Annotated in this window: 22 protein-coding genes; 16 read left to right on the top strand and 6 right to left on the bottom strand. The window is 69.2% G+C overall.

Annotation, left to right across the window (positions count from 1 at the left end; genetic code table 11):
• Nucleotides 1–75 precede the first annotated feature (75 nt).
• The 6 genes from ACFWIW_RS19920 to ACFWIW_RS19895 all read left to right on the top strand — a co-directional run bounded on the left by ACFWIW_RS19920 (nt 76) and on the right by ACFWIW_RS19895 (nt 4,974).
• A complete protein-coding gene (locus ACFWIW_RS19920) occupies nt 76–747 on the top strand; it encodes a response regulator transcription factor (protein WP_378369777.1) in 672 nt (223 codons plus the stop codon).
• Nucleotides 744–2,114 (top strand): sensor histidine kinase, encoded by a 1,371-nt coding sequence (locus ACFWIW_RS19915; protein WP_378369776.1) that lies wholly within the window; start codon nt 744–746, stop codon nt 2,112–2,114. Before ACFWIW_RS19920 ends, ACFWIW_RS19915 begins: the two co-directional genes overlap by 4 nt.
• Nucleotides 2,071–2,901: a hypothetical protein gene (locus ACFWIW_RS19910; protein WP_378369873.1), complete on the top strand. Its 831-nt coding sequence runs from the start codon at nt 2,071–2,073 to the stop codon at nt 2,899–2,901. Before ACFWIW_RS19915 ends, ACFWIW_RS19910 begins: the two co-directional genes overlap by 44 nt.
• Before the next feature lie 72 nt (nt 2,902–2,973).
• Nucleotides 2,974–3,807, top strand: coding sequence for a class I SAM-dependent methyltransferase (locus ACFWIW_RS19905; RefSeq protein WP_378369775.1), 834 nt, complete (start codon nt 2,974–2,976; stop codon nt 3,805–3,807).
• Nucleotides 3,807–4,418, top strand: coding sequence for a TetR/AcrR family transcriptional regulator (locus ACFWIW_RS19900; RefSeq protein ID WP_378369774.1), 612 nt, complete (start codon nt 3,807–3,809; stop codon nt 4,416–4,418). The genes ACFWIW_RS19905 and ACFWIW_RS19900 overlap by 1 nt, the downstream gene beginning before the upstream one ends.
• Nucleotides 4,419–4,518: 100 nt before the next feature.
• Nucleotides 4,519–4,974, top strand: a complete 456-nt coding sequence (locus ACFWIW_RS19895) for an ATP-binding protein (protein WP_378369773.1) — start codon at nt 4,519–4,521, stop codon at nt 4,972–4,974.
• Between the two features lie 6 nt (nt 4,975–4,980).
• Here ACFWIW_RS19895 and ACFWIW_RS19890 read toward each other — a convergent pair whose 3' ends face one another.
• Together ACFWIW_RS19890 and ACFWIW_RS19885 are read right to left on the bottom strand one after the other, a co-directional pair.
• Nucleotides 4,981–6,336, bottom strand: coding sequence for an MFS transporter (locus ACFWIW_RS19890; protein ID WP_378369772.1), 1,356 nt, complete (start codon nt 6,334–6,336; stop codon nt 4,981–4,983).
• 89 nt (nt 6,337–6,425) lie between these two features.
• Nucleotides 6,426–7,028 (bottom strand): TetR/AcrR family transcriptional regulator, encoded by a 603-nt coding sequence (locus ACFWIW_RS19885; RefSeq protein ID WP_378369771.1) that lies wholly within the window; start codon nt 7,026–7,028, stop codon nt 6,426–6,428.
• A gap of 88 nt (nt 7,029–7,116) precedes the next feature.
• Here ACFWIW_RS19885 and ACFWIW_RS19880 point away from each other — a divergent pair, with 88 nt between their 5' ends.
• Nucleotides 7,117–8,166, top strand: a complete 1,050-nt coding sequence (locus ACFWIW_RS19880) for an NAD(P)-dependent alcohol dehydrogenase (RefSeq protein ID WP_378369770.1) — start codon at nt 7,117–7,119, stop codon at nt 8,164–8,166.
• A gap of 64 nt (nt 8,167–8,230) precedes the next feature.
• On the opposite strand, the gene ACFWIW_RS19875 is transcribed toward ACFWIW_RS19880, so the two are convergent.
• Both ACFWIW_RS19875 and ACFWIW_RS19870 read right to left on the bottom strand, forming a co-directional pair.
• Nucleotides 8,231–9,112, bottom strand: coding sequence for a CPBP family intramembrane glutamic endopeptidase (locus ACFWIW_RS19875; RefSeq protein ID WP_378369769.1), 882 nt, complete (start codon nt 9,110–9,112; stop codon nt 8,231–8,233).
• A gap of 52 nt (nt 9,113–9,164) precedes the next feature.
• On the bottom strand, nt 9,165–9,734 hold the full coding sequence (locus ACFWIW_RS19870; protein ID WP_378369768.1) for a TetR/AcrR family transcriptional regulator: 570 nt from the start codon (nt 9,732–9,734) through the stop codon (nt 9,165–9,167).
• A 73-nt stretch (nt 9,735–9,807) separates the two neighbouring features.
• Here ACFWIW_RS19870 and ACFWIW_RS19865 point away from each other — a divergent pair, with 73 nt between their 5' ends.
• Entirely contained in the window at nt 9,808–11,547 is a 1,740-nt protein-coding gene (locus ACFWIW_RS19865; protein WP_378369767.1) for an ABC transporter ATP-binding protein, read from the top strand.
• Between the two features lie 2 nt (nt 11,548–11,549).
• Here the strand turns inward: ACFWIW_RS19865 and ACFWIW_RS19860 are convergent, their stop codons facing one another.
• On the bottom strand, nt 11,550–12,305 hold the full coding sequence (locus ACFWIW_RS19860) for a sigma-70 family RNA polymerase sigma factor (protein ID WP_378369766.1): 756 nt from the start codon (nt 12,303–12,305) through the stop codon (nt 11,550–11,552).
• Nucleotides 12,306–12,393: 88 nt separating this feature from the next.
• Between ACFWIW_RS19860 and ACFWIW_RS19855 the strand changes: the two genes are divergently transcribed.
• From ACFWIW_RS19855 to ACFWIW_RS19830, 6 genes are all read left to right on the top strand, one after another.
• Entirely contained in the window at nt 12,394–13,077 is a 684-nt protein-coding gene (locus ACFWIW_RS19855; RefSeq protein WP_378369765.1) for a TetR/AcrR family transcriptional regulator, read from the top strand.
• Between the two features lie 55 nt (nt 13,078–13,132).
• The gene (locus tag ACFWIW_RS19850; protein WP_378369764.1) at nt 13,133–13,813 is read left to right on the top strand and encodes a GNAT family N-acetyltransferase; all 681 of its coding nucleotides are present in this window, start codon (nt 13,133–13,135) and stop codon (nt 13,811–13,813) included.
• A gap of 70 nt (nt 13,814–13,883) precedes the next feature.
• Nucleotides 13,884–14,915 carry an L-threonine 3-dehydrogenase gene (gene tdh / locus ACFWIW_RS19845; protein ID WP_378369763.1) on the top strand — a complete coding sequence of 344 codons (1,032 nt, stop codon included), beginning with the start codon at nt 13,884–13,886 and terminating at the stop codon, nt 14,913–14,915.
• Complete coding sequence (locus tag ACFWIW_RS19840; RefSeq protein ID WP_240593031.1) at nt 14,915–16,096, top strand: glycine C-acetyltransferase; 1,182 nt, start codon at nt 14,915–14,917, stop codon at nt 16,094–16,096. The genes tdh and ACFWIW_RS19840 overlap by 1 nt, the downstream gene beginning before the upstream one ends.
• Nucleotides 16,093–17,007, top strand: coding sequence for a LysR family transcriptional regulator (locus ACFWIW_RS19835; RefSeq protein WP_378369762.1), 915 nt, complete (start codon nt 16,093–16,095; stop codon nt 17,005–17,007). Before ACFWIW_RS19840 ends, ACFWIW_RS19835 begins: the two co-directional genes overlap by 4 nt.
• Before the next feature lie 10 nt (nt 17,008–17,017).
• Nucleotides 17,018–18,019 (top strand): TerC/Alx family metal homeostasis membrane protein, encoded by a 1,002-nt coding sequence (locus ACFWIW_RS19830; RefSeq protein WP_378369761.1) that lies wholly within the window; start codon nt 17,018–17,020, stop codon nt 18,017–18,019.
• Here the strand turns inward: ACFWIW_RS19830 and ACFWIW_RS19825 are convergent.
• Entirely contained in the window at nt 18,016–18,579 is a 564-nt protein-coding gene (locus ACFWIW_RS19825) for a TetR/AcrR family transcriptional regulator (protein ID WP_378369760.1), read from the bottom strand. The two genes, ACFWIW_RS19830 and ACFWIW_RS19825, sit on opposite strands and share 4 nt — an antisense overlap.
• Before the next feature lie 81 nt (nt 18,580–18,660).
• Between ACFWIW_RS19825 and ACFWIW_RS19820 the strand changes: the two genes are divergently transcribed.
• Together ACFWIW_RS19820 and ACFWIW_RS19815 are read left to right on the top strand one after the other, a co-directional pair.
• On the top strand, nt 18,661–19,719 hold the full coding sequence (locus tag ACFWIW_RS19820; RefSeq protein WP_378369759.1) for an FAD-dependent oxidoreductase: 1,059 nt from the start codon (nt 18,661–18,663) through the stop codon (nt 19,717–19,719).
• Between the two features lie 155 nt (nt 19,720–19,874).
• The coding region (locus ACFWIW_RS19815; protein WP_378369758.1) for a DUF222 domain-containing protein at nt 19,875–20,264 on the top strand (390 nt) is incomplete at its 3' end.

The following is a 20,264-nucleotide window of genomic DNA, read 5'->3' as shown; positions in this document are numbered from 1 at the left end:
AACCACCTGAACGGTTCCTGAAACAACCTGAAGAACGCTTCAGGAACAGCGGTGGTGATCTGCGAAGATCGAGGTATGCGCGTGCTCGTGGTGGAAGACGAACGGCGGTTGGCCGAGACCCTCCAATGGGGACTCGAAGCCGACGGCTACGCGGTCGACCTCGCCCACGACGGACTGGAAGGGCTCGAACTCGCGCAGCTGTACCCGTACCAGGTGATCATCCTGGACATCATGCTGCCGAAGCTCAACGGCTACCGCGTCTGCGCGGCGCTGCGGGAGCGCGGGGTGACCACGCCGATCCTCATGCTGACCGCGAAGAACGGCGAGTACGACGAAGCCGAAGCGCTCGACACCGGCGCCGACGACTACCTGAGCAAGCCGTTCTCCTACGTCGTGCTCACCGCCCGGCTGCGGGCGCTCCTGCGCCGGGGTGGGGCCGGCTCGGCGGGTGTGCTGGAGTTCGGGGACCTCGTGCTCGACCCGGCGAAGCGGACGTGCCGCCGCGCCGGGACGCCGGTTTCGTTGACCACCAAGGAGTTCGCGGTTCTCGAATGCCTGCTCCGGCACGGCGGTCAGCTGGTGACGAAACGGGAGATCCTCGATCAGGTCTGGGATCTGGCGTACCGGGGCGATCCCAACATCGTCGAGGTCTACGTGAGCGCGTTGCGGCGCAAACTGGACGCGCCGTTCGGGCGGCGCACCATCGCGACCGTGCGCGGCGCGGGCTATCGGCTGGAGGACGGATGAGCGGATGGTGGCCGGTGTCGGTGCGCCGGAGCACCGCGCTTTCGGCCGCGCTGCTGTGCGCGGTCGTGTTCACCCTCGGCTGGCTGGGCACCCGCGAACTGCTGGGCAAGCAGCTCTCGGACAGCGCCGTCGCCGCGACACGGGTCCAGCTGGACGCTCTCGCCGAGGCCTACCGTTCCGGGCAACCGGCACGGCTCTACGGGGACGCCGTGTTCGAGGTGGTCGACGAATCGGGCAGGGAGGTGGCGAGCAGCGAGAACCTGCACCGCTGGGATCCCGCGTGGACGCCGTTGCCGCCCGCTCCCGCCGGTTCACCCGCGGACTGGACGGTCACCACGAAGGCCACCCTGAAACCCGGCGACCATCCACAGTGGCGTGAATATCGCGAATACACCGTGGTGGGCAAGGTGACCGACCGGGACGGGCGCCGGTTCACGGTCTACCTGTTCGTGTCTCCGTGGGAAACGCTCCGGACGCTGGCGACCTTCGACGACACCCTGGTCTTCTTCGTCCCGCTCGCGGTGCTGATCACCGCGCTGGCCGCGTGGCTCGCGGCGGGGCGGGCGCTGCGGCCGGTGGAGGCGATCCGCCGGGAACTGGCCGAAGTCAGCGGGAGCGGGCTCGACCGCCGGGTACCGGTGCCGCCGTCCCGTGACGAGGTCGCCCGGCTGGCGACCACCACGAACGAGACCCTCGACCGGCTCCAGCAGGCCTACGACCGGCAGGAACGCTTCGTCGCGGACGCCAGCCACGAACTGCGCAGCCCGCTCGCGAACCTCCGTGCCGGACTGGAGGTCGCGCTCACCCACGCCGATCGAGCCGATTGGCCCGCCGTCGCCCGCCGTTCGCTGCTCGACGTCCAGCGGCTGCAGCGCATCACGGCGGACCTCCTGCAGCTGGCCGTCGATCCGGCGGAGATCCCGCAAGACGTCGTCGACCTCGCCGACTTGGTGGGCGAGCAGGTCGCCGAACGCGCGCTCGAACCCGGCCCCGCGGTCGTGTCCGAAGTGGACGGTGCGGCGCCGGTGCCCGGCGAAGCCGTCCAGCTGGAACGCCTGCTGCGGAACCTGCTCGACAACGCCGTGCGGCACGCGCGGTCGGCCGTCACGGTCCGGCTCCGGTGCGAGGCGGGGGAGGCGGTCCTCGAAGTCGTCGACGACGGCCCTGGCATCCCCGTCGCCGACCGCGAGCGTGTCTTCGATCGGTTCGCCCGGCTCGACGACGCTCGCGCGCGCGACGCGGGCGGTACGGGGCTCGGTCTCACGCTGGCTCGGGACATCGCCGTCCGGCACGGCGGATCGCTCCGGGCGGAGGACGGCGCCACTGGGGCGCGACTGGTCGTACGGCTACCCCTTGGGGGTATGTGACGAGCATCGCCATCCAGTACCCCCTAGGGGTATGTATGTTGGGTTCATGAACGCAACGACACACGGCACGCACGGCCACGAACCCGCCGGGCTCGCGTCGACCAAGGGTGGCTACACCCTCGCGCCCACCACGACGACGCTCATCCCCGGAAAGACGGCTCCTTTCACCTTCCGGATCCTTGGCGCCGACGGCATGCCGGTGACCGCCTACGACGTCGAACACGAAAAGCGGCTGCACCTCATCGTCGTCCGCCGCGACACCGCGGGCTTCCAGCACATCCACCCCGAACTCGGCGAAGATGGCGTCTGGACGGTTCCGCTGACCGTTGCCGACGCCGGGGTCTACCGCGTCTTCGCCGACTTCAAGCCCCGTGGCGGCGAGGGGATCACCTTGGGGGCCGACCTCTTCGCCGGCGGGGACTTCCGCCCTGTCGAATACCCGGCCTCGCGCGTCGCGGAGACCGACGGCTACCGGGTCCACCTCGACGGCGAACCCATGCCGGGAATGCCGTCGAAGGTGACCCTCACGGTCACCAAGAACGGCCGCGCGGTCACCGATCTCCAGCCGTATCTGGGCGCCTACGGGCACTTGGTCGCGCTGCGCGCTGGCGACCTCGCGTATCTCCACGTCCATCCCGACGGCGAACCCGGTGACGGCCGGACCGCTGCGGGGCCCGAGGTGACGTTCTTCGCCGGGTTCCCGACGGCGGGTACCTACCGGCTGTTCCTCGACTTCCAGCACGAAGGAAAGGTCCGCACCGCCGACTTCACCGTCGCGATCGCTTGACGGCCGGACCGGGCGTCGGCACTATGAACACGTGTTCATGAACATGTGTTCATAACGGAGGAGGGTTCTGGGATGTCCGGCATCGTCAACACCGCGCAGTCCGACGCGTGGAACGGTTACGAGGGGCGGCACTGGGCCGCGCACGACGAGCGCTACGACGCGGTGAACAGCGGCTTCAACGAATTCCTGTTCGACGCCGCCGGGATCGGCGAGCGGGACCGGGTGCTCGACATCGGCTGCGGCAACGGACAGGTCACCCGGCTCGCCGCCGTCCGCGCCCCGTTCGGGGGCGCGACCGGGATCGACCTGTCCGCGCCGATGCTCGCCACGGCGCGGGCGCGCGCGGAGGCCGAAGGCGTCGCGAACGTCGGATTCGAGCAGGGCGACGTCCAGGTCTTCCCGTTCGGGGAAGGGGTTTTCGACGTCGCGCTCAGCCGGTTCGCGGTGACGTTCTTCGCGGATCCGGTCGCCGCCTTCGCGAATGTCCGCCGGGCGCTGAAACCGGGCGGCAAGCTCGCGTTCCTGTGCATGACAGCACTCGCCGGAACCGATCTCGGCTCCGTTTTCGGTGCGCTGTCACCGTTCCTGCCGACGCCGACCGGCGAGGACGGCACCGGCCCGACGGCGTTCGCCGACCCCGAACGGGCTCGTTCGGTGCTGACGGACGCCGGATTCCTCGACGTCACGGCCACCCGGGTCGAGGCGGATCAGGTCTGGGGAAGCGACGTGGCCGACGCCGCCGGGTTCATCGCGGACTGGGGCCCGGTCAAGTATCACCTCGGCCAGGTCGGTGAAGAAGCGGCGAGTGGCGCGCGAGAAGCGCTCTCGGCCGCACTCGGGCCTTTCGACGGACCCGGTGGTGTGCGGCTACGCGGTGCCGCGTGGCTGGTCACGGCGAAATCCTGATGTCACCGAGGAAAGCGGCGGCACTGCGCGACACCGGAGACGGCCGAAGCCTGCGCGAGCATCTGATCGGCACGGCCGCGGATCTGATTTCCGCCAACGGCACCGCGGAACTCACGGTCCGGGCCATCGCGCGGGCGGCCGGGGTCGCCGATGGCGTGCTGTACAACCACTTCGCCGACAAGGAGGAGTTGCTGGCCGAGGCGTTGGCCGAGCACGTACGGAGAGTGGAAGCCGGGCTCGGCGCGCTGCCCGCACCGGGTTCGGCTACGGTCGAGGGCAATCTCCGCGCCCAGCTGGCGTACGGGTTGGCTCTGCACAAGGAGATCCTGCCCGCGTTCGCCGGGCTGCTCGCCCGTCCCGCCGTGCTCGCGCGGTTCGGGGAGCTGGCCGGGGACGGTGAGACCTGGCGGGACCGTCTCGCCGGATATCTGCGCGCGGAAAAGGAACTCGGCAGGCTGAGCGGCGATGTCGACGCGGCGGCGGCGATGCTGGTCGGTGTCTGTCACGAAGCGGTGCTCGCCGCGCTGCTCCCGCACGGCCCGGAGGTGACCACCGCGCCGGCCGCGGAAGCCGTGGTCAAGACGGTGCTGGAGGGTATCGCGGTCCGCTGATCCGGTGCCGGGTCCGGCACGGGTTGATCGGCGCCCGTTCTGGGTAACCCCGTTTTGCGGCTTCAGCAGGGAGGCCGCGCGCGAGGGGAAGGGTGGCTCCATGATCAATGTCGCGGAGCATCCGGTGCCGGGAACCTGGGTGCTCGACCTGCGGGCCACGACGCCACGGGCGTTGCCGGACATGCGCGCCTGGGTGGTCAGATGCCTTCCCGATCTGGGCGAGGGTCATCGCGACGACGTCCTGCTGGCGGCGACGGAACTCGTCGCCAACGCCTATGTGCACGGGGGTGGCGCACGCCACATCCAGCTGTGGCGAGGCGTTTCGCCGTGCGCTGTGCGGATCGAGGTCGCGGATGTCAGCGTCGAACAGCCACGGGCGCGTTGTTCGCAGATCGAGGATCCCCGCGGGCGCGGTCTCCTCGTCGTCGACGGGGTGGCCGTGCAATGGGGCGTCCGGCGCGAGCCGGTGCGCGGCGGGAAGATCGTCTGGGCGCATATCCGGTGCGACGGCGGCTGCCCGGAAGCGCTCCCGCGGGTGAAGCGCTCCCGGGCCTGACCGGTCTCAGACGGCGCGGCGTGCGGTGAACAGGCCGAGGACGGCGATGGCGGCGAAGCCGAACAGCAGCCACCTCGCGGACGTGACCATCGAAGCGCCACCGAGGTTGACCAGCAGGCCGGCGACCGCCGCGCCGAACGCGGTCGACATCGTGAGCACCGTCGCGATCGCGGCCGCCGCCTGTCCGCCCTCGCCGTCCGGGGCGGAGGTCATCGCCGCGACGGACAGATGGGGCATCGCGATGCCGATTCCCGTGCCACCGAAGAAGAGCACCGGCAGCCAGGCGATTACGACGGCCAGCGGCGGCTGGTCGGCCTGCAGCAGTCCCAGCACGGCGAACCCGATGGCGAGACAGGCCGGACCGGCGAGGACGAGCCGTCGTGGCTTGCGGGCCGAAGCGCTGACGAGCTGGCTCACCGACCAGCCCAAGGACAACGCGGCGGCGAAGAATCCCGCCGCCGCTGGCGGAAGCCCGCCCGACCGCTGGCCGAACAGCGGCAGGAACGTCTCCACCGCGACGCCGGACGCCAGCACCATGATGGTCAGGTAGATCCACCGCGACCTCGAACCCCGGCGGTAGACCGAAGCGGGCAGCACACTCGCCGCCGAACGGTTCTCCGTCACCAGGAACGTGCCCACGAGGACGAGACCCAGCGTGATGAGGGCGGTCATCGCGACGACGCCGGACAGGATCCCGGCCACGCTCACCGCTCCGGTGGCGCCGACGATCAGCGACAGCGAAACGACCGGGACCGGCGGTGCCTGCGCCGGGCGTTCGCCGTCGGGGAGCGCCCGGGGCACGAAGATCGCCAGCACGGCCGCCGCCACGGCCAGCACCACGAACGCCGAACGCCACGAACCGAACTGTGCCGAGAACCCGCCGAGCGCCGGGCCTGCGAAGTTGCCGACCCCGAACATCGCGGAGATCAGCGCGCTGCCCCGGCTCCAGAGCCGAGGCGGCAGCGCCGAATGGATCAGGGCGAAACCCAGTCCGGTCAGCAGACCGGCGCCGAGACCTTGCGTCCCGCGGCCGAGCAGCAGGACCGGCATCGACGGGCTCGCCGCGCACACCACCGAACCCGCGGCGAAGACGCCGAAACCGAGCAGATAGGAACCCTTGCCGCCGAAGCGCGAAAGCGCCTGTCCCACCAGCATGGTCGCGACGACCTGGGCGACCAGGAACGCCGTCATGGTCCAGGCGTACAACGACCGTCCGCCGATGTCCTGGATCGCCGTCGGCAGCAGGCTCGCCGCCACATAGATGGTGATCGCGCCGACGAGCACGCCACCCGCCAGTACCGCCGCGGTGCTCGTATGGCGGCCCAGTTCCCGCCACGATCCGACATCTTGCCCGATGCTCACGCGTTTCTCCTCGCTGTCGAAAGGATTGCGCTTCGCATCCTGTCGGCGCGGGGAGCCCCGGTAATCGGACAAATCAGACGTGAATCACGTCACATTTTCGTGCGTCCCTCGATGGCGGCCCGAGCGGCCTCGACCGATTTCCGGACGACGACTTCCGTGGAGTAGCCCTGTTTCGTGAACACTCCGTCGAGGTAGAACGTGCCGTAACCGTGCGCCTGGGTGAACAACTGCTCCATCAGTTCGAGTCCGTCCTCCGGCCGGTCGGCGACGGTGAGGCAGAGCATGACGAACTGGTCGGTCAGGCGGCGCGTCTGCTCGTGCAACGCGGCGTGTTCCGGGCCCTGCAAGCCATCCGAGTAGATGATGTTCATCCCGGCGCGGCGTTCGATCAGATACTCCGTGTACGCGCCGGCGGCCGCGGCGAGCGCCGCGACCGGTTCGGCCTCGGCCTCGATGGCGGCGTGCACCCTGTCCGCCAGCTGGCAAGCGACGCTGGCGGCGATCGCGGCCAGCAGGCTTTCCTTGTCCGGGAAGTGGCGATACGGCGCGCCGGGGCTGACCTTCGCGCGCCTGGCGACCTCGGCGACGGAGAACGCGCCGAGACCTTGCTCGGCGATCAGGTCGAGCGAGACCCGCACGAGTTCGGCGCGAAGGTCGCCGTGATGGTACTTGCCGCCCATGTCGTGGATCACACCGTCCCGGTCGCGGAATATGTAAGAGCCCTCTTACGCTAGTTGTAAGTGACCTCTTACATGGTCTCACTGTTTCTCGGAGGGTTTCATGACGACGACCACGCACGCCATCGCCGCGCCGTCCCCGGGCGCCGCCCTGTCGCCGACGACGATCGAGCGTCGCGACCTGCGTCCGGACGACGTGCTGATCGACATCGCGTATGCGGGGATCTGCCACAGCGACATCCATCAGGTGAAGGAGGACTGGGGCAGCGCGATCTTCCCGATGGTGCCCGGTCACGAGATCGCCGGCGTCGTCGCCGCGGTCGGCTCCGGCGTGACGAAGTACCAGGTCGGCGACCGGGTCGGGGTCGGCTGCATGGTCGATTCCTGTGGCGAGTGCGAATACTGCCTCGCGGGCACCGAGCAGTTCTGCGTCAAGGGCAACATCCAGACCTACAACGGCGTCGGCTTCGACGGCGAGAACACCTACGGCGGCTACAGCCGCCAGATCGTCGTGAAGGACGCTTTCGTCTGCCGGATCCCGGAAGGGATCGGCCTCGACGTCGCCGCCCCGCTGCTGTGCGCGGGCATCACCACCTACTCCCCGCTGAACCGCTGGGGCGCCGGGCCGGGCAAGAAGGTCGCCGTCGTCGGCCTCGGCGGGCTCGGGCATATGGCGGTCAAGATCGCGGTCGCCATGGGCGCCGAGGTCACCGTGCTCAGCCAGAGCCTGAAGAAGCAGGAGGACGGTCTGAAGCTGGGCGCGAAGGACTACTTCGCGACCGGTGACGCGTCGACGTTCAAGACGCTGCGCGGCCGCTTCGACCTGATCCTCAACACCGTTTCGGCGACGCTTCCCGTCGACTCCTACCTCGGCATGCTGCGCGTCGGCGGCGCGATGGTGAACGTCGGCGCGCCCGGCGAACCGCTGTCCTACAACGCTTTCTCGCTGCTCGGCGGGAACAGGGTGCTCGCCGGTTCGATGATCGGCGGGATCGCCGAGACCCAGGAGATGCTCGACTTCTGCGCCGAGCACGGGATCGGTGCGGAGATCGAGACGATCTCGGCCGACCAGGTGAACGTGGCCTACGACCGGGTCGAGAACAGCGACGTCCGCTACCGGTTCGTCATCGACGCGGCGACCATCGGCGCCTGACCCGCTCGGCCGTCTCGTGAGTGGCAAGGACGGTTAGAACCGTCCTTGCCACTCACGAGGCGCCTCACATCAGCAGCAGCGGCAGCGTGTTCATCGCGGTGTGCGCGGCGATCGGCGCCCACAGGTTGCGGTAGCGCGACCACAGGTAGCCGGTGAACAGGCCGAAGAATCCTTGGAACGCCACGATCGCGCCCAGGGTGAGCGGCAGTGATCCCTGTCCGTGCGTCGGCAGGTGCAGCCACGCGAACAGCAGCGCCGAGAGCAGGATCCCCGGCCACCGCCCGAAAAGCGCCTCCAGCCGGGTCTGCAGCATGCCGCGGAAGAACACCTCTTCGAGGACGTTGGCGGTGAAGAAGGTCAGCGTCGCGCCGATCGCCAGGTATACCGGGTCCGGATAGTCCTCCGCGGTGGGGAGCGGCGGCGCGAGCGGGCCGAGGACGTAGAGCCAGCCGAACACGAGCACCGCCGGGATCGGCGCGAGCCACTGCCAGGTCTGACGCGGCCCCCAGATGAGCCGGAAGGAATCCCGCGCGGGCAGGGCTCGAAGCAGGATCAACGGCAGTGCCAGGAACACCAGCGGTTTCGCGAGCGCCCAGATGTCGCGGACCAGCGCCTGCTGTCCCGCCGCCGAGACCAGGTACAACGCCGGCGGCCACAGGAACGCGATGAGCGCCAAGGCCGTCGCCTGTCTGCCCAGCCCGCGCCGGTCGGTGACCTCGGGGAGCAGTTTCGGCGCGTGGAGCGGGATCCCGTGGATCAGCAGGATCCCGGCGAGCGCGGGGATCAGGGCGCCCGCGAGGGAAAGCTCCTTTGCCGAATCCGCGGACGGCTTGATCGCGTCGTGCCCGGTGGCCAGCAGCAGTGCGGGCGCGGCGGCGAACACCGCGAGCCCGCCGATGAGGATCCCCCAGGCGGCACCCGGGCGGGTACCGGTCTTTTCTGTCACCGGGCCAGGATCTTCGAAGCGGCGCGAGTCCGCGTCATCACTTCGGAGGACTTCAGCCGACCGCGATGATCTTTTCCAGGCTGCGCAGGCACAAAGTGAGCGCCTCGTGCTTCGGCGTCTTCTCCCGCGTCAGCTCCCATGCCGTGTAGAGCAGGCTCCAGAGCAGTTGCAGCAACCATTCCTTCGTCATCGCCGGATCGATCGAACCCTCGGCGTGCCCGCGTTCGACGAGCCGCAGCAGGCGACGGTCGTCCTCGCTCTCCTCCGTCCATTCGGGCCGCGTCACCAGATCCGGCATGGTGAACAGCAGCTGGAATACGTCGCCGTGTTCGAAGTACTCCTGGCACAGCCTCGCCAGCGCGTCCGGGGCCGGACCGTCGTCGAGCCGGGCCCGTTCGGTGCTCCGGGAGATCTTGTCGAGGGCGTCGTGGCTGATGGCGTCGATGAGGTCCGACCGCTCCGCGAAGTACCGGTGCACCGTGGTGCGCCCGACGTTCGCCGCCGCCGCGATATCCGCCAGCGTGGCGCTCGGTTGCTTGATCAACGTCTCGATGGCCGCGTCCAGGATCGCGCGCCGGGTCCTCGCCCGCACACCCGTCTCGGTGACCACACCCTCAATCATGGCGGTACCGTACCTCGCTCCCGATATGGAACTCGTTTGACGATTTTAGAACACGCGTGTTCCATTAGGAACCATGAAGACTCCACGATTGAAGGTGCTGTGGTCGTTCGCGCGGCCGCACAAGGGGGCACTCGCGATCGGCCTGGTGCTCGCCCTGCTCGGTTCGGCGACCGGTCTCGCGTCGCCCATGGTCACGAAATGGGTGCTCGACTCACTCGGTTCGTCGGCGTCGCTGGCCGGTCCGGTGCTGGCGCTGCTCGGCCTGATGCTGGTGGGAGCGGTGATCTGGCTGGCGGAGTGGATCCTGCTCGGCACGATCGGCGAGCGGGTGGTGCTGAGGGTGCGGGAATCGATGGTGCGGCGGTTCTTCCGTGCGACGATCCCGGCGATCACGAAACGGCCGACGGGTGAGCTGGTCACCCGTGTCACTTCGGACACGGTGCTGTTGCGCGAGGCGGCGTCGTCCAGCGTGATCGGCCTGATCAACGGCGTGGTGATGCTCGTCGGCACCCTGGTGCTGATGAGTGTGCTCGACCCGGTGCTGCTGGCGACGACCGTGGCCGCCGTGCTCGTGGTCGTCGCGCTGTTCGCCTGGCTCATGCCCGCGATCGCGAAGGAACAGGAGAAGGCGCAGGACAGCCTTGGCAGGCTCGGTGGTGTCCTCGAAGGCGCACTGCGGGCGATCCGCACGGTGAAGGCGAGCCGTGCCGAAACCCGGCAGGCCGAGCGGATCCTTGTCGACGCGGAAGCCGCCACGGTGCACGGCGTCCGCGCGGTGCGGCGGGAGGCCGTCGCCTGGGTGGTGGCCTGGACGGGGATCCAGGGCGCGATCCTGGTGATCCTCGGTCTCGGCGCCTGGCGGGTCGAAGCGGGCTTGCTCGAAGTGTCGAGTCTCATCGCGTTCCTGCTGTACGCGTTCGCGTTGATGGAGCCGATCACCGAACTGAGCCAGAACATGACCGCGCTGCAGGCGGGGATCGCCGCGGCCGGGCGGATCCGGGAGATGGACACGCTGGACGTGGAGGAGGACGGGGCGCCTGTCGGGACGAAACCCGCCGGTGGCCAGGACGGCCCGGTGCTGGAACTGCGCGGCGTGACCGCGGGCTACGGCGGCGACCCGGCGCTGCGCGACGTTTCGCTGGAGATCCCGAGACGCGGGCACACCGCGATCGTCGGGCCGTCCGGCGCGGGCAAGACGACGATGCTGTCGTTGATCATGCGGTTCGTGCGGCCGGAGTCGGGTTCCCTGCTGCTGGACGGGCGCGAGTACGCGGACCTGCCGTACGCGGACGTGCGGTCCCGGCTGGCCTACGTCGAACAGGAGACGCCGATCGTGCCGGGGACGATCCGGGAGAACCTGCTCTTCACCCATCCGGACGCGACCGAGGAAGAAGTACGGCGGGTGCTCGCCGAAGTCCGGCTGAGCGACAAGATCGCCGCACTCGACGACGGACTGGACACGCCGCTGTCGTCGACGTCGGTGTCCGGTGGGGAACGCCAGCGGATCGCGCTGGCCAGGGCGATCCTGCGCACCCCGGACGTGGTGCTGCTGGACGAGGCGACCGCGCAGGTCGACGGCCGGACCGAGAGCGCGATCCACGACTGCATCCGGCGGCTGGCCCGCGAGGGCGCCGTGGTCACCGTGGCGCACCGGCTGTCCACGGTGATCGACGCGGACACCATCGTGGTGATGGAGGAGGGCCGTGTCCGGGCGAGCGGAAGCCACGAGCACCTGCTCGCCACCGACACGCTGTACCGGGAACTGGTGGAGGCGCTGAGGATCGCGGGGGAGACCGCTCCGGTACCCGGTTGAGCTCAGGCGGGGACGGCGCGGACGCCCGGCGGCATCTCGCGGTTGACCTCGTCGAGCCGGGTGGCGACGGTACGGCAGGGTTCGCAGCCGGCCAGATGCGCGGTGATCAGATCCGCCCGGCGTCCCGGCACGCCGCCGCGGAGCCACGCGCCCATCCGGCGCCGCGCTTCCTGGCAGCACGGCGTTCCCGTTTCGGGCACCTGCGCCTGCAAGAACGCCTGACGCAGCCCTTCGCGGGCCCGCAAGGCGAGGACGGAGGCGCCGTTGGGCGACACGCCCAGCAGCGGCGCCACCACCTTCGGGGAATCGCCTTCGGCTTCGGTCCGCCACAGCACGGTCCGCCAGCGGCTGGGCAGCGCGCAATACGCGGTCCACGCCAGGTGGGCGTTCGCGCGGAGGATGAGGAGTTCTTCGGCGCCCACGACTCCGGCGGCCTCTTCGACCGCCGGGGTCGTGCCGTACAGCTCGACCCGTTTGTGGTGACGGCTCCATTTGGCGGCGAGATTCCGGATGGTGACCGCGAGATAGGGGCGGAGGTTCTCGCGCGGTCCGCCGCCGTCGCGGATGACGCTCAGCACGCGTACGAAGGCTTCGGCCACGAGGTCGTCCCGCTCGGCGGGCTCGGCGACCCAGCCCGCGGCGATCCGGCGGAGCGGCTCGGCGTGCCGCCGGAAAAGTGTCTCGCCGGCGGCGATGTCACCGGCTCGGTAGGCGTCGAGCAGGGTGGCGTCCGCTGTGGTGTCGACGTCTTCCCTCATCGCGGTCTCCCGGACGGGCCGATTTGCATACCCAAAGTATCGGGTACGGCAGTGTACCCGTTAAGCGGCCGCCGATAAACTCCGGGGGATGACGCCTGAAGCCGACGTGCCTCGGCCGGACGGCCGCGCGGCGCGCTGGGCGGGACAGCGTGAGCGCCGCCGACGGGAGTTCGTCGACGCGGCGTTGCGTGCGATCGCCGCGCACGGTCCGGAGGTCTCCACCGAACAGATCGCCGACGAGGCGGGGGTGGCGAGAACCCGGGTGTACAAGCATTTCGACGACGCCGCCGATCTGCAGCGCTCGATCGCCGACCGCGCCGTCCGGCTCATCACCGCCGAACTGGCCCCGCTGTGGGACCCGAGCGGGACGCCGATGCAGCTGATCACCATGGCGGTCGGCGCCCATACCGGCTGGCTCGCCGAACACGGGAACCTCTACCGCTACCTCGCCAGGCACTCCCAGGCCGGACGGCGCGGCGGCGATGCCATCACCGACGTCAGGACGGCCATCGCCCGGCAGCTCTCCACCCTGTTCAAGCACTACCTCGACACCTTCGACCTCGACGGCCGGATCGCCGAACCGCTCGCCTTCGGGCTGGTCGGCCTCGTCGACACGAGTGCCGCGCGCTGGCTGGAGAATCCGGGCGGCATCGAGCTCGCGGAGCTCGCGAGCCAGCTGGTGCGGTGGATCTGGCGGGTCATCGACGACACGCTCCGGGAACGCGGGGTCGAACTCGACCCGCATTCGCCGCTGCTCGTGCCGGGCGGCTGAGCGTTCAGCATGTGGGAGCGGGAATGAAAGCCCGCCCGCCGATGTCGGAGCCGTCATGGTCACCCCTTTCGACGACCCGGCCTGGGCTTCGCTGACCGGCCCGCACGCCCGCTTCGCGGAGCGCTTCGGCCAGGTCCTGCGCTACCAGGTCGACGTCGCGCCGTTCTTCGCCCTGCCGCCGGAACCGGACGACGGCGTGTGGGCCGACGTCGCCGCGCTGGCGGGACCCGGCCAGACGGTCACCGTCCACAACACGCTCCCCGTCCCGGCCGAGTGGGAAGTCCTCGGCAGGATCGCCGGAGTCCGGCTGGTCGACGTCGCGCTCGAAGCCGCCGAAGATCCCGAAACGGTCCTGCTGGGGCCGGACGACGTCCCGGAGATGCTCGACCTCGTGGAGCGGACCAAACCGGGGCCGTTCCGGAAACGGACCATCGAATTGGGGACATATCTGGGAATCCGGCGCGACGGCGAGCTGATCGCGATGGCGGGGGAGCGGATGCGCCCGCCGGGCTGGACCGAGATCAGCGCCGTCTGCACCGACCCGGCGTATCGCGGCCAAGGACTGGCGACCCGGCTCATCCGCGCGGTGGCGGCGGGGATCCGCGCCCGTGGCGAGCGCCCGATGATGCACGCGGCGGCGGCGAACACCTCGGCCGTCCGCCTGTACCGGTCGATCGGCTTCGAAGTGGTGCCGCGGCCGGACTTCGTGACCGTTCGGGTGCCGGGCTCCTTGTGAAGTTGCTCTAACGAGGGATTTCAGAAACTCGCGATGGACTGAACAGCACGGGCGGACCAGACTTCGCGCCATGAAGGCATTGGTCAAAGCCGACCGAGCACCCGGGCTGGAACTCACCGACGTTCCGGACCCCGCGGTCGGCCCCGGCGACGTCGCGGTCCGCGTGCTGCGCGCCGGGATCTGCGGCACCGATCTGCACATCGACTCCTGGGACGACTGGGCGGCGCGCACCATCGCCGCGCCGCTGGTCATCGGGCACGAGTTCGTCGGCGAGGTGGTCGAGATCGGCCGGTCGGTGACCACGGTGAAGGTGGGCGACCTGGTCAGCGGCGAGGGGCACCTCGTCTGCGGAAGCTGCCGCAACTGCAAGGCGGGCCGGCGTCACCTGTGCGCCAGGACCAAGGGCCTCGGCGTGCACACGGACGGCGCGTTCGCGCAGTACGCCGTCCTGCCCGAGATGAACGCCTGGGTGCACCGCACCAAGGTCGATCTCGACATCGCCGCGATCTTCGACCCGCTCGGCAACGCCGTGCACACCGCGCTGTCCTTCCCCGTCATCGGCGAGGACGTGCTGGTCACCGGCGCCGGCCCGATCGGCATCATGGCCGCCGCCATCGCGCGCCACGCGGGCGCGCGCAACGTCGTCATCACCGACGTCAGCGAGCCCCGCCTCGAACTGGCCCGCCAGGTCGGCGTCGACCTCGCGCTGGACGTCTCCTCCGCGACCATCGCCGACGCGCAGCTGAAGCTCGGCATGGCGGAGGGCTTCGACGTCGGCATGGAGATGAGCGGGCGGCCCGAGGCGTTGCGCGACATGATCGCGAACATGTCGCACGGCGGGCGCGTGGCGCTCCTCGGCCTTCCCGCTTCCGAGGTGTCGGTCGACATCGCGTCCGTGGTGCTGAAGATGATCCAGCTCAAGGGGATCTACGGACGCGAGATGTTCGAGACGTGGTACTCGATGTCCGTCCTGCTGCAGGCGGGGCTGGACATCTCGCCGGTGATCACCCACCGGTTCGGCTACACCGAATACGAGAAGGCGTTCGCGACGGCAAGGGAAGGCCGCTGCGGCAAGGTCATTCTGGACTGGACGGAGAACTGATGTACGGCGCGATGCGCGACGACCTCAAGGCCGGGCTCGCCGAGATCCGGGAAGCCGGGCTGTACAAGGGCGAACGGGTGATCCAGGGGCCGCAACGGGCTTCGGTCAGTGTCGGTGACGGCGACGTCCTCAACTTCTGCGCCAACAACTACCTCGGCCTCGCCGACCACCCCAAGCTGATCAAGGCCGCGCAAGAGGCGCTGGACCGCTGGGGCTTCGGCATGGCGTCGGTGCGGTTCATCTGCGGGACCCAGCAGCCGCACAAGGAACTCGAGGCGAAGCTGTCGGAGTTCCTCGGCACCGAGGACACGATCCTCTACAGCTCCTGTTTCGACGCCAACGCCGGGCTGTTCGAGACGCTGCTGACCGATCAGGACGTCATCATCTCCGACGAGCTCAACCACGCGTCGATCATCGACGGCGTCCGGCTCTGCAAGGCGAAGCGGATGCGCTACCGCAACCGCGACGTCGCGGATCTGGAGGCAAGGCTGAAGGAGGCGTCCGGCGCGCGGTACCGGATGATCGCCACCGACGGCGTGTTCTCGATGGACGGCTACCTCGCCCCGCTGGACGAGATCTGCGAGCTGGCCGAGCGGTACGACGCGCTGGTGATGGTGGACGACTCGCACGCCGTCGGCTTCACCGGTCCGACCGGCCGGGGAACGCCGGAGCTGTTCGGCGTGCAGGACAAGGTCGACGTGCTGACCGGCACCCTCGGCAAGGCACTCGGCGGCGCGAGCGGCGGCTACACCTCCGGCCGCGCGGAGATCGTCGAGATGCTGCGGCAGCGTTCGCGGCCGTACCTGTTCTCGAACTCGCTGGCGCCGTCGATCACCGCGGCCGCGCTCGCCACGCTGGAACTGCTGGATTCCTCCAGCGACCTGCTGGGCAAGCTGCGCGCCAACACCGAGCTGTTCCGGCGCCGGATGACCGAGGCGGGTTTCGATCTGCTCCCGGGTGAGCACCCCATCATCCCGGTGATGATCGGTGACGCCGCCAAGGCCGGCAAGATGGCGGATCTGCTGCTCGACCAGGGCATCTACGTGATCGGCTTCTCGTACCCGGTGGTGCCGCACGGCAAGGCGCGGATCCGGACGCAGATGTCGGCCGCGCACTCGACCGACGACGTCAACCGGGCCGTCGACGCGTTCGTGACGGCAAGGTCCATGATGGGCGAATGATCGATCCGCGACGGCTGCGCGTGCTGCGCGCCCTCGCCGACCACGGCACCGTGACGGCGGCGGGACAGGCGCTGCACCTGACGCCGTCCGCGGTCTCCCAGCAGCTGGCCGCCCTCGAAGCCGAGTGCGGCCAGCAGCTGCTCCGCCGCCGGGGCAGACGGGTTTCGCTGACCCCGGCGGGTGAACTGATGGTGGTGCACGCCAACGCCGTCGCCGCCGAACTGGAACGGGCGCAGGCCACCCTGGCCGCGCTCGATTCCGGCGTCCAGGGCTTGGTGCGGCTGGCGAGTTTCGCCTCCGCCATCACGATGGTCGTCGCGCCGGCGATCGCCTCGCTGCGCGCCGGTTCGCCCGGGGTCACCATGCAGGTGCAGGACGTCGAGGGGCATGCGAGCATCCCGCTCCTGCTCGACGGCGAGGTGGATCTGGCGATCACCGAGGAGTACCGGCTCTCGCCACGGACGGATGAAAGCAGGCTCACCCGGTTCCCGTTGTACGTGGAGCCCTTCGACGTCGTGCTGCCCACCGCGCACCGGCTCGCCGGGGCGTCCGAAGTGGACATCGACGATCTCGCCGACGACGAGTGGATCGCGCCGAAACCCGGCAATCCGTGCCGCGACGTGCTGATGATCGTCTGCGCCAACCCCGAGATCCGGCACGTCTCCGACGATTTCCACGCGATCACCACCCTGGTCGCCGCGGGTGAAGGGGTGGCGTTGGTGCCGCGCAACGCTTTCGCCCCGGTTCCCGGTGCGGTCGCCGTGTCGTTGCGCGGCGAACCGCCGCTGCGCCGGGTGTTCGCGGCCGTCCGGCGCGGGAGCGCGGACCACCCGTTGCTCAAGACCGTGCTCGCCGCGCTGCTGGACGCGGCGCCGCGTCATGCGAATGCGGGGCCGGGGAGTCGCGCTTAGGATCTTGGGCATGCTCCAGATCGATGCCCTCACCTGGATCGTCACGATCGGACTGGTGCTCGGGCTCCTGGCACTCGATCTCATCCTCGCGGCCGTCCGGCCGCACAAGGTCGGCTTCGGCGAGGCGGTGGCCTGGTCGATCGGCTACATCCTGGTCGCGGTGGCGTTCGGTGTCTGGCTGACGCTGGCGCACGGCGGCGACTTCGGGCAGCAGTACTTCGCCGGTTACATCGTCGAGAAGAGCCTGTCGGTCGACAACCTCTTCGTCTTCGTGATCATCATGAGCACCTTCGCGGTACCCGAAGAACACCAGCACAAGGTGCTCACGTTCGGCATCGTCGTCGCCCTGATCATGCGCGCGATCTTCATCGCCCTCGGTGCGACGCTGCTTTCCTTGTTCTCCTTCATGTTCCTGCTGTTCGGGCTGCTGCTGATCTACACCGGCGTCCAGCTGTTCCGGCATCGCGACGAGGATCCGGACGTCGAGAACAACGTGGTGGTGCGGTCCGCGCGCCGTCTGCTGCCGCTGTCGAACGAGTACTACGGCGGCAAACTGTTCACCCGGGTCGAGGGAAAGCGCGTGGGCACGCCGCTGGTGGTGGTGCTGCTCGCGATCGGCGGGATCGACCTGCTGTTCGCGCTGGACTCGATCCCCGCGGTCTTCGGTGTCACCGACGAGCCGTACCTGGTCTTCGCGGCCAACGCGTTCGCGCTGCTGGGCCTGCGGGCGCTGTACTTCCTCGTGAAGGGGCTGCTCGATCGCCTGGTGTACCTGTCCGCCGGGCTCGCGGTGATCCTCGGGTTCATCGGGATCAAGCTGATCCTGCACTGGGCCCATGTGGACATCGACGAGAGCGTTCCCGAAATCTCGACGCCGGTCAGCCTGTCGGTGATCATCGGCATCCTCGTGGTGGTGACGGTGGCGAGCCTGCTCAAGACCCGCAAAGATCCCTCCGCCAAGGCGCATCCGGGCTCGCTGCGAGGCTCCCGCCCCGCGTCCGAAGAGGACTAGCGCCAGCCTGCCTCCAGGAGATCGAAGATCCTTTCGACGTCGTCTCGCGGATCCTTTCGGCCTCGGGTGAGGGCCGGGATGTCCAGCACGAAGCGGGCGAGCGCGCGGCAAGCGATGTCCTCGGGGCTCACGCCGGTCTCTTCGGCGATGGCGGCGCCGAGGGCCGCGGCGTGCCGGGTCCACATGCGCTCGCCGTACTCCTGCAGGGCGGGGGTGCCGTTCACCAGCGCGGTGAACTCGGCGTACTGGGGGTGCGTCGTGATCGGAAGCCAGGTGGTGAGCACGTATTCGCGCAACGCCTCGACGATGCTCTGGCCCTCTTCGCGCTCCCGGACGGCGGCGACCAGGCGTGCCTCGCGGTCTTGTGACTCGTCGAAGACCAGCGCTTCCTTGCCGGGGAAGTGCTTGAACAGCGTCGTCGTCGAGACGTCGGCCGCCTCGGCGATGTCACGGATGCTGACCTGGTCGTAGCCGCGCTCCAGGAACAGCTTCAGCGCGGCGTCCGCCAATGCCTGGCGGGTGGCCGCCTTCTTGCGTTCACGCCGTCCCGGTGTCTCCATGCGCGCACTCTACCCCATGAGTTGTCACGGTCACTAAGTTGACTCGTTGCACTTTTCAACTCGTTCTGCTTTTCTGGGTTCATGACGATCAGCATCATCGGAGCGGGCCCCGGCGGCCTGACCTGCGCCCGCATCCTGCAGCAGCACGGCGTCCCCGTGACGGTTTACGACCGCGACCCCCATCCCGACGCTCGAAACCAGGGCGGCACCCTCGACCTCCACGCGGACGACGGGCAGCTGGCTCTGCGCGAAGCGGGCCTTCTCGACGAGTTCTTCGCACTCGCCCGTCCGGAAGGGCAGGAGATGCGCAAACTGGATCCCGCCGGGCGGCTTATGGAACACCATGTCCCGGCCGAAGGGGACCTGTTCAGGCCGGAGATCGACCGCGGTCAGCTGCGTGGCCTGCTCCTGGACTCGCTGAAGCCGGACACTGTCCATTGGGGACGGACGCTGGACCGTGTCGAAGCTCCTGGGCGCCTTCGGTTCACGGACGGCACGACGGTCGAGACGGACCTGGTCATCGGCGCCGACGGCGCGTGGTCGCGGGTCCGCCCGGCGGTGTCGGAGGCCGTGCCCGGATACACCGGGATCACCTTCCTGGAGGCGTGGTTCGACGACGTCCGGAACGCGCATCCCGAACTCGACGAACTCGTCGGCCAGGGCAGCGCGATGGCGGCCGACGGCGAGCGATGCCTCTTCGCCCAGCGCAACAGCGGTGACCACATCCGGGTCTACATCATCCAGCGGATGCCGGCGGACTGGGTCGGCGGCGGCGACACTTCGGAGATCCGCGCTCGGCTGCTCGACGCGTTCTCCGGCTGGTCGCCGTCGCTGTTGAGGATGATCACCGACAACGACGGGCCGTACATCGACCGGCCGTTGTTCGCCCTGCCCGTCCCGCACGCGTGGGAGCACAGGCCTTGGGCGACCCTGCTCGGCGATGCCGCTCATCTGATGCCGCCGCTGGGTGTCGGGGTCAATCTGGCCATGGTCGACGCTTGCGAACTCGCCCTCGCGCTGGTTGGTTCGGCCAGTTTGGGTGAGGCCGTCCGGGTTTATGAGGGGACGATGCTGCCGCGGTCGGCGGAGATCGCGCGGCGGCTGGAGAACGGAGCTCAGGGATTGCTCGATCGCGATTAGCTTTGCTGTGCAACGGAATGTTCCATGCAATCTGGTCGCATGGGTTTCGTGTGCCGCTCGGTCTCGTCGGGTTTCTCGGTGGGAATGGCTGTTGCCGGAAATCGGCGACGGTTTCGTCGCCGGAAACTGTCGGTGGTCGGTTGTACGTTCTGGGTGTGGACACTCTCAACGCCACTGTGGCGCTATTGAAGGAAATCACGTCGCCGGAAGCTCTTCGGGAGGTCAATGCTTCGCTGGATTCGCTGGGGGACGACGATGCCGTGGATGTCGCGGTGGCGGCGTCGGAGGGGATCGCGCGGTTGGAGGCTGTCCGGTTCCGCGCGTTGGGGCGGTTGAGCCGTCACCGTGACGGTGCCGCCAGTGTGGTGCAGGAGGTAGCGTTGGCTCTGTCTGTTGTGGACGGTCATGCTGCTGGGTTGGTGTCGACGGCTGAGGCGTTGACGACCCGCCTGCCGCGCACGCTGGGGTTGCTGGATCAGGGGAAGGTGGGCGGGTTCGGGGCGATGAAGGTCGCCGCGGCCACGGCGTGGTTGTCCGACGAGGAC

It is taken from the genome of Amycolatopsis sp. NPDC058340, assembly GCF_042723975.1.
Lineage (GTDB): Bacteria > Actinomycetota > Actinomycetes > Mycobacteriales > Pseudonocardiaceae > Amycolatopsis.
This window is presented reverse-complemented; position numbering and strand designations above follow the sequence as displayed.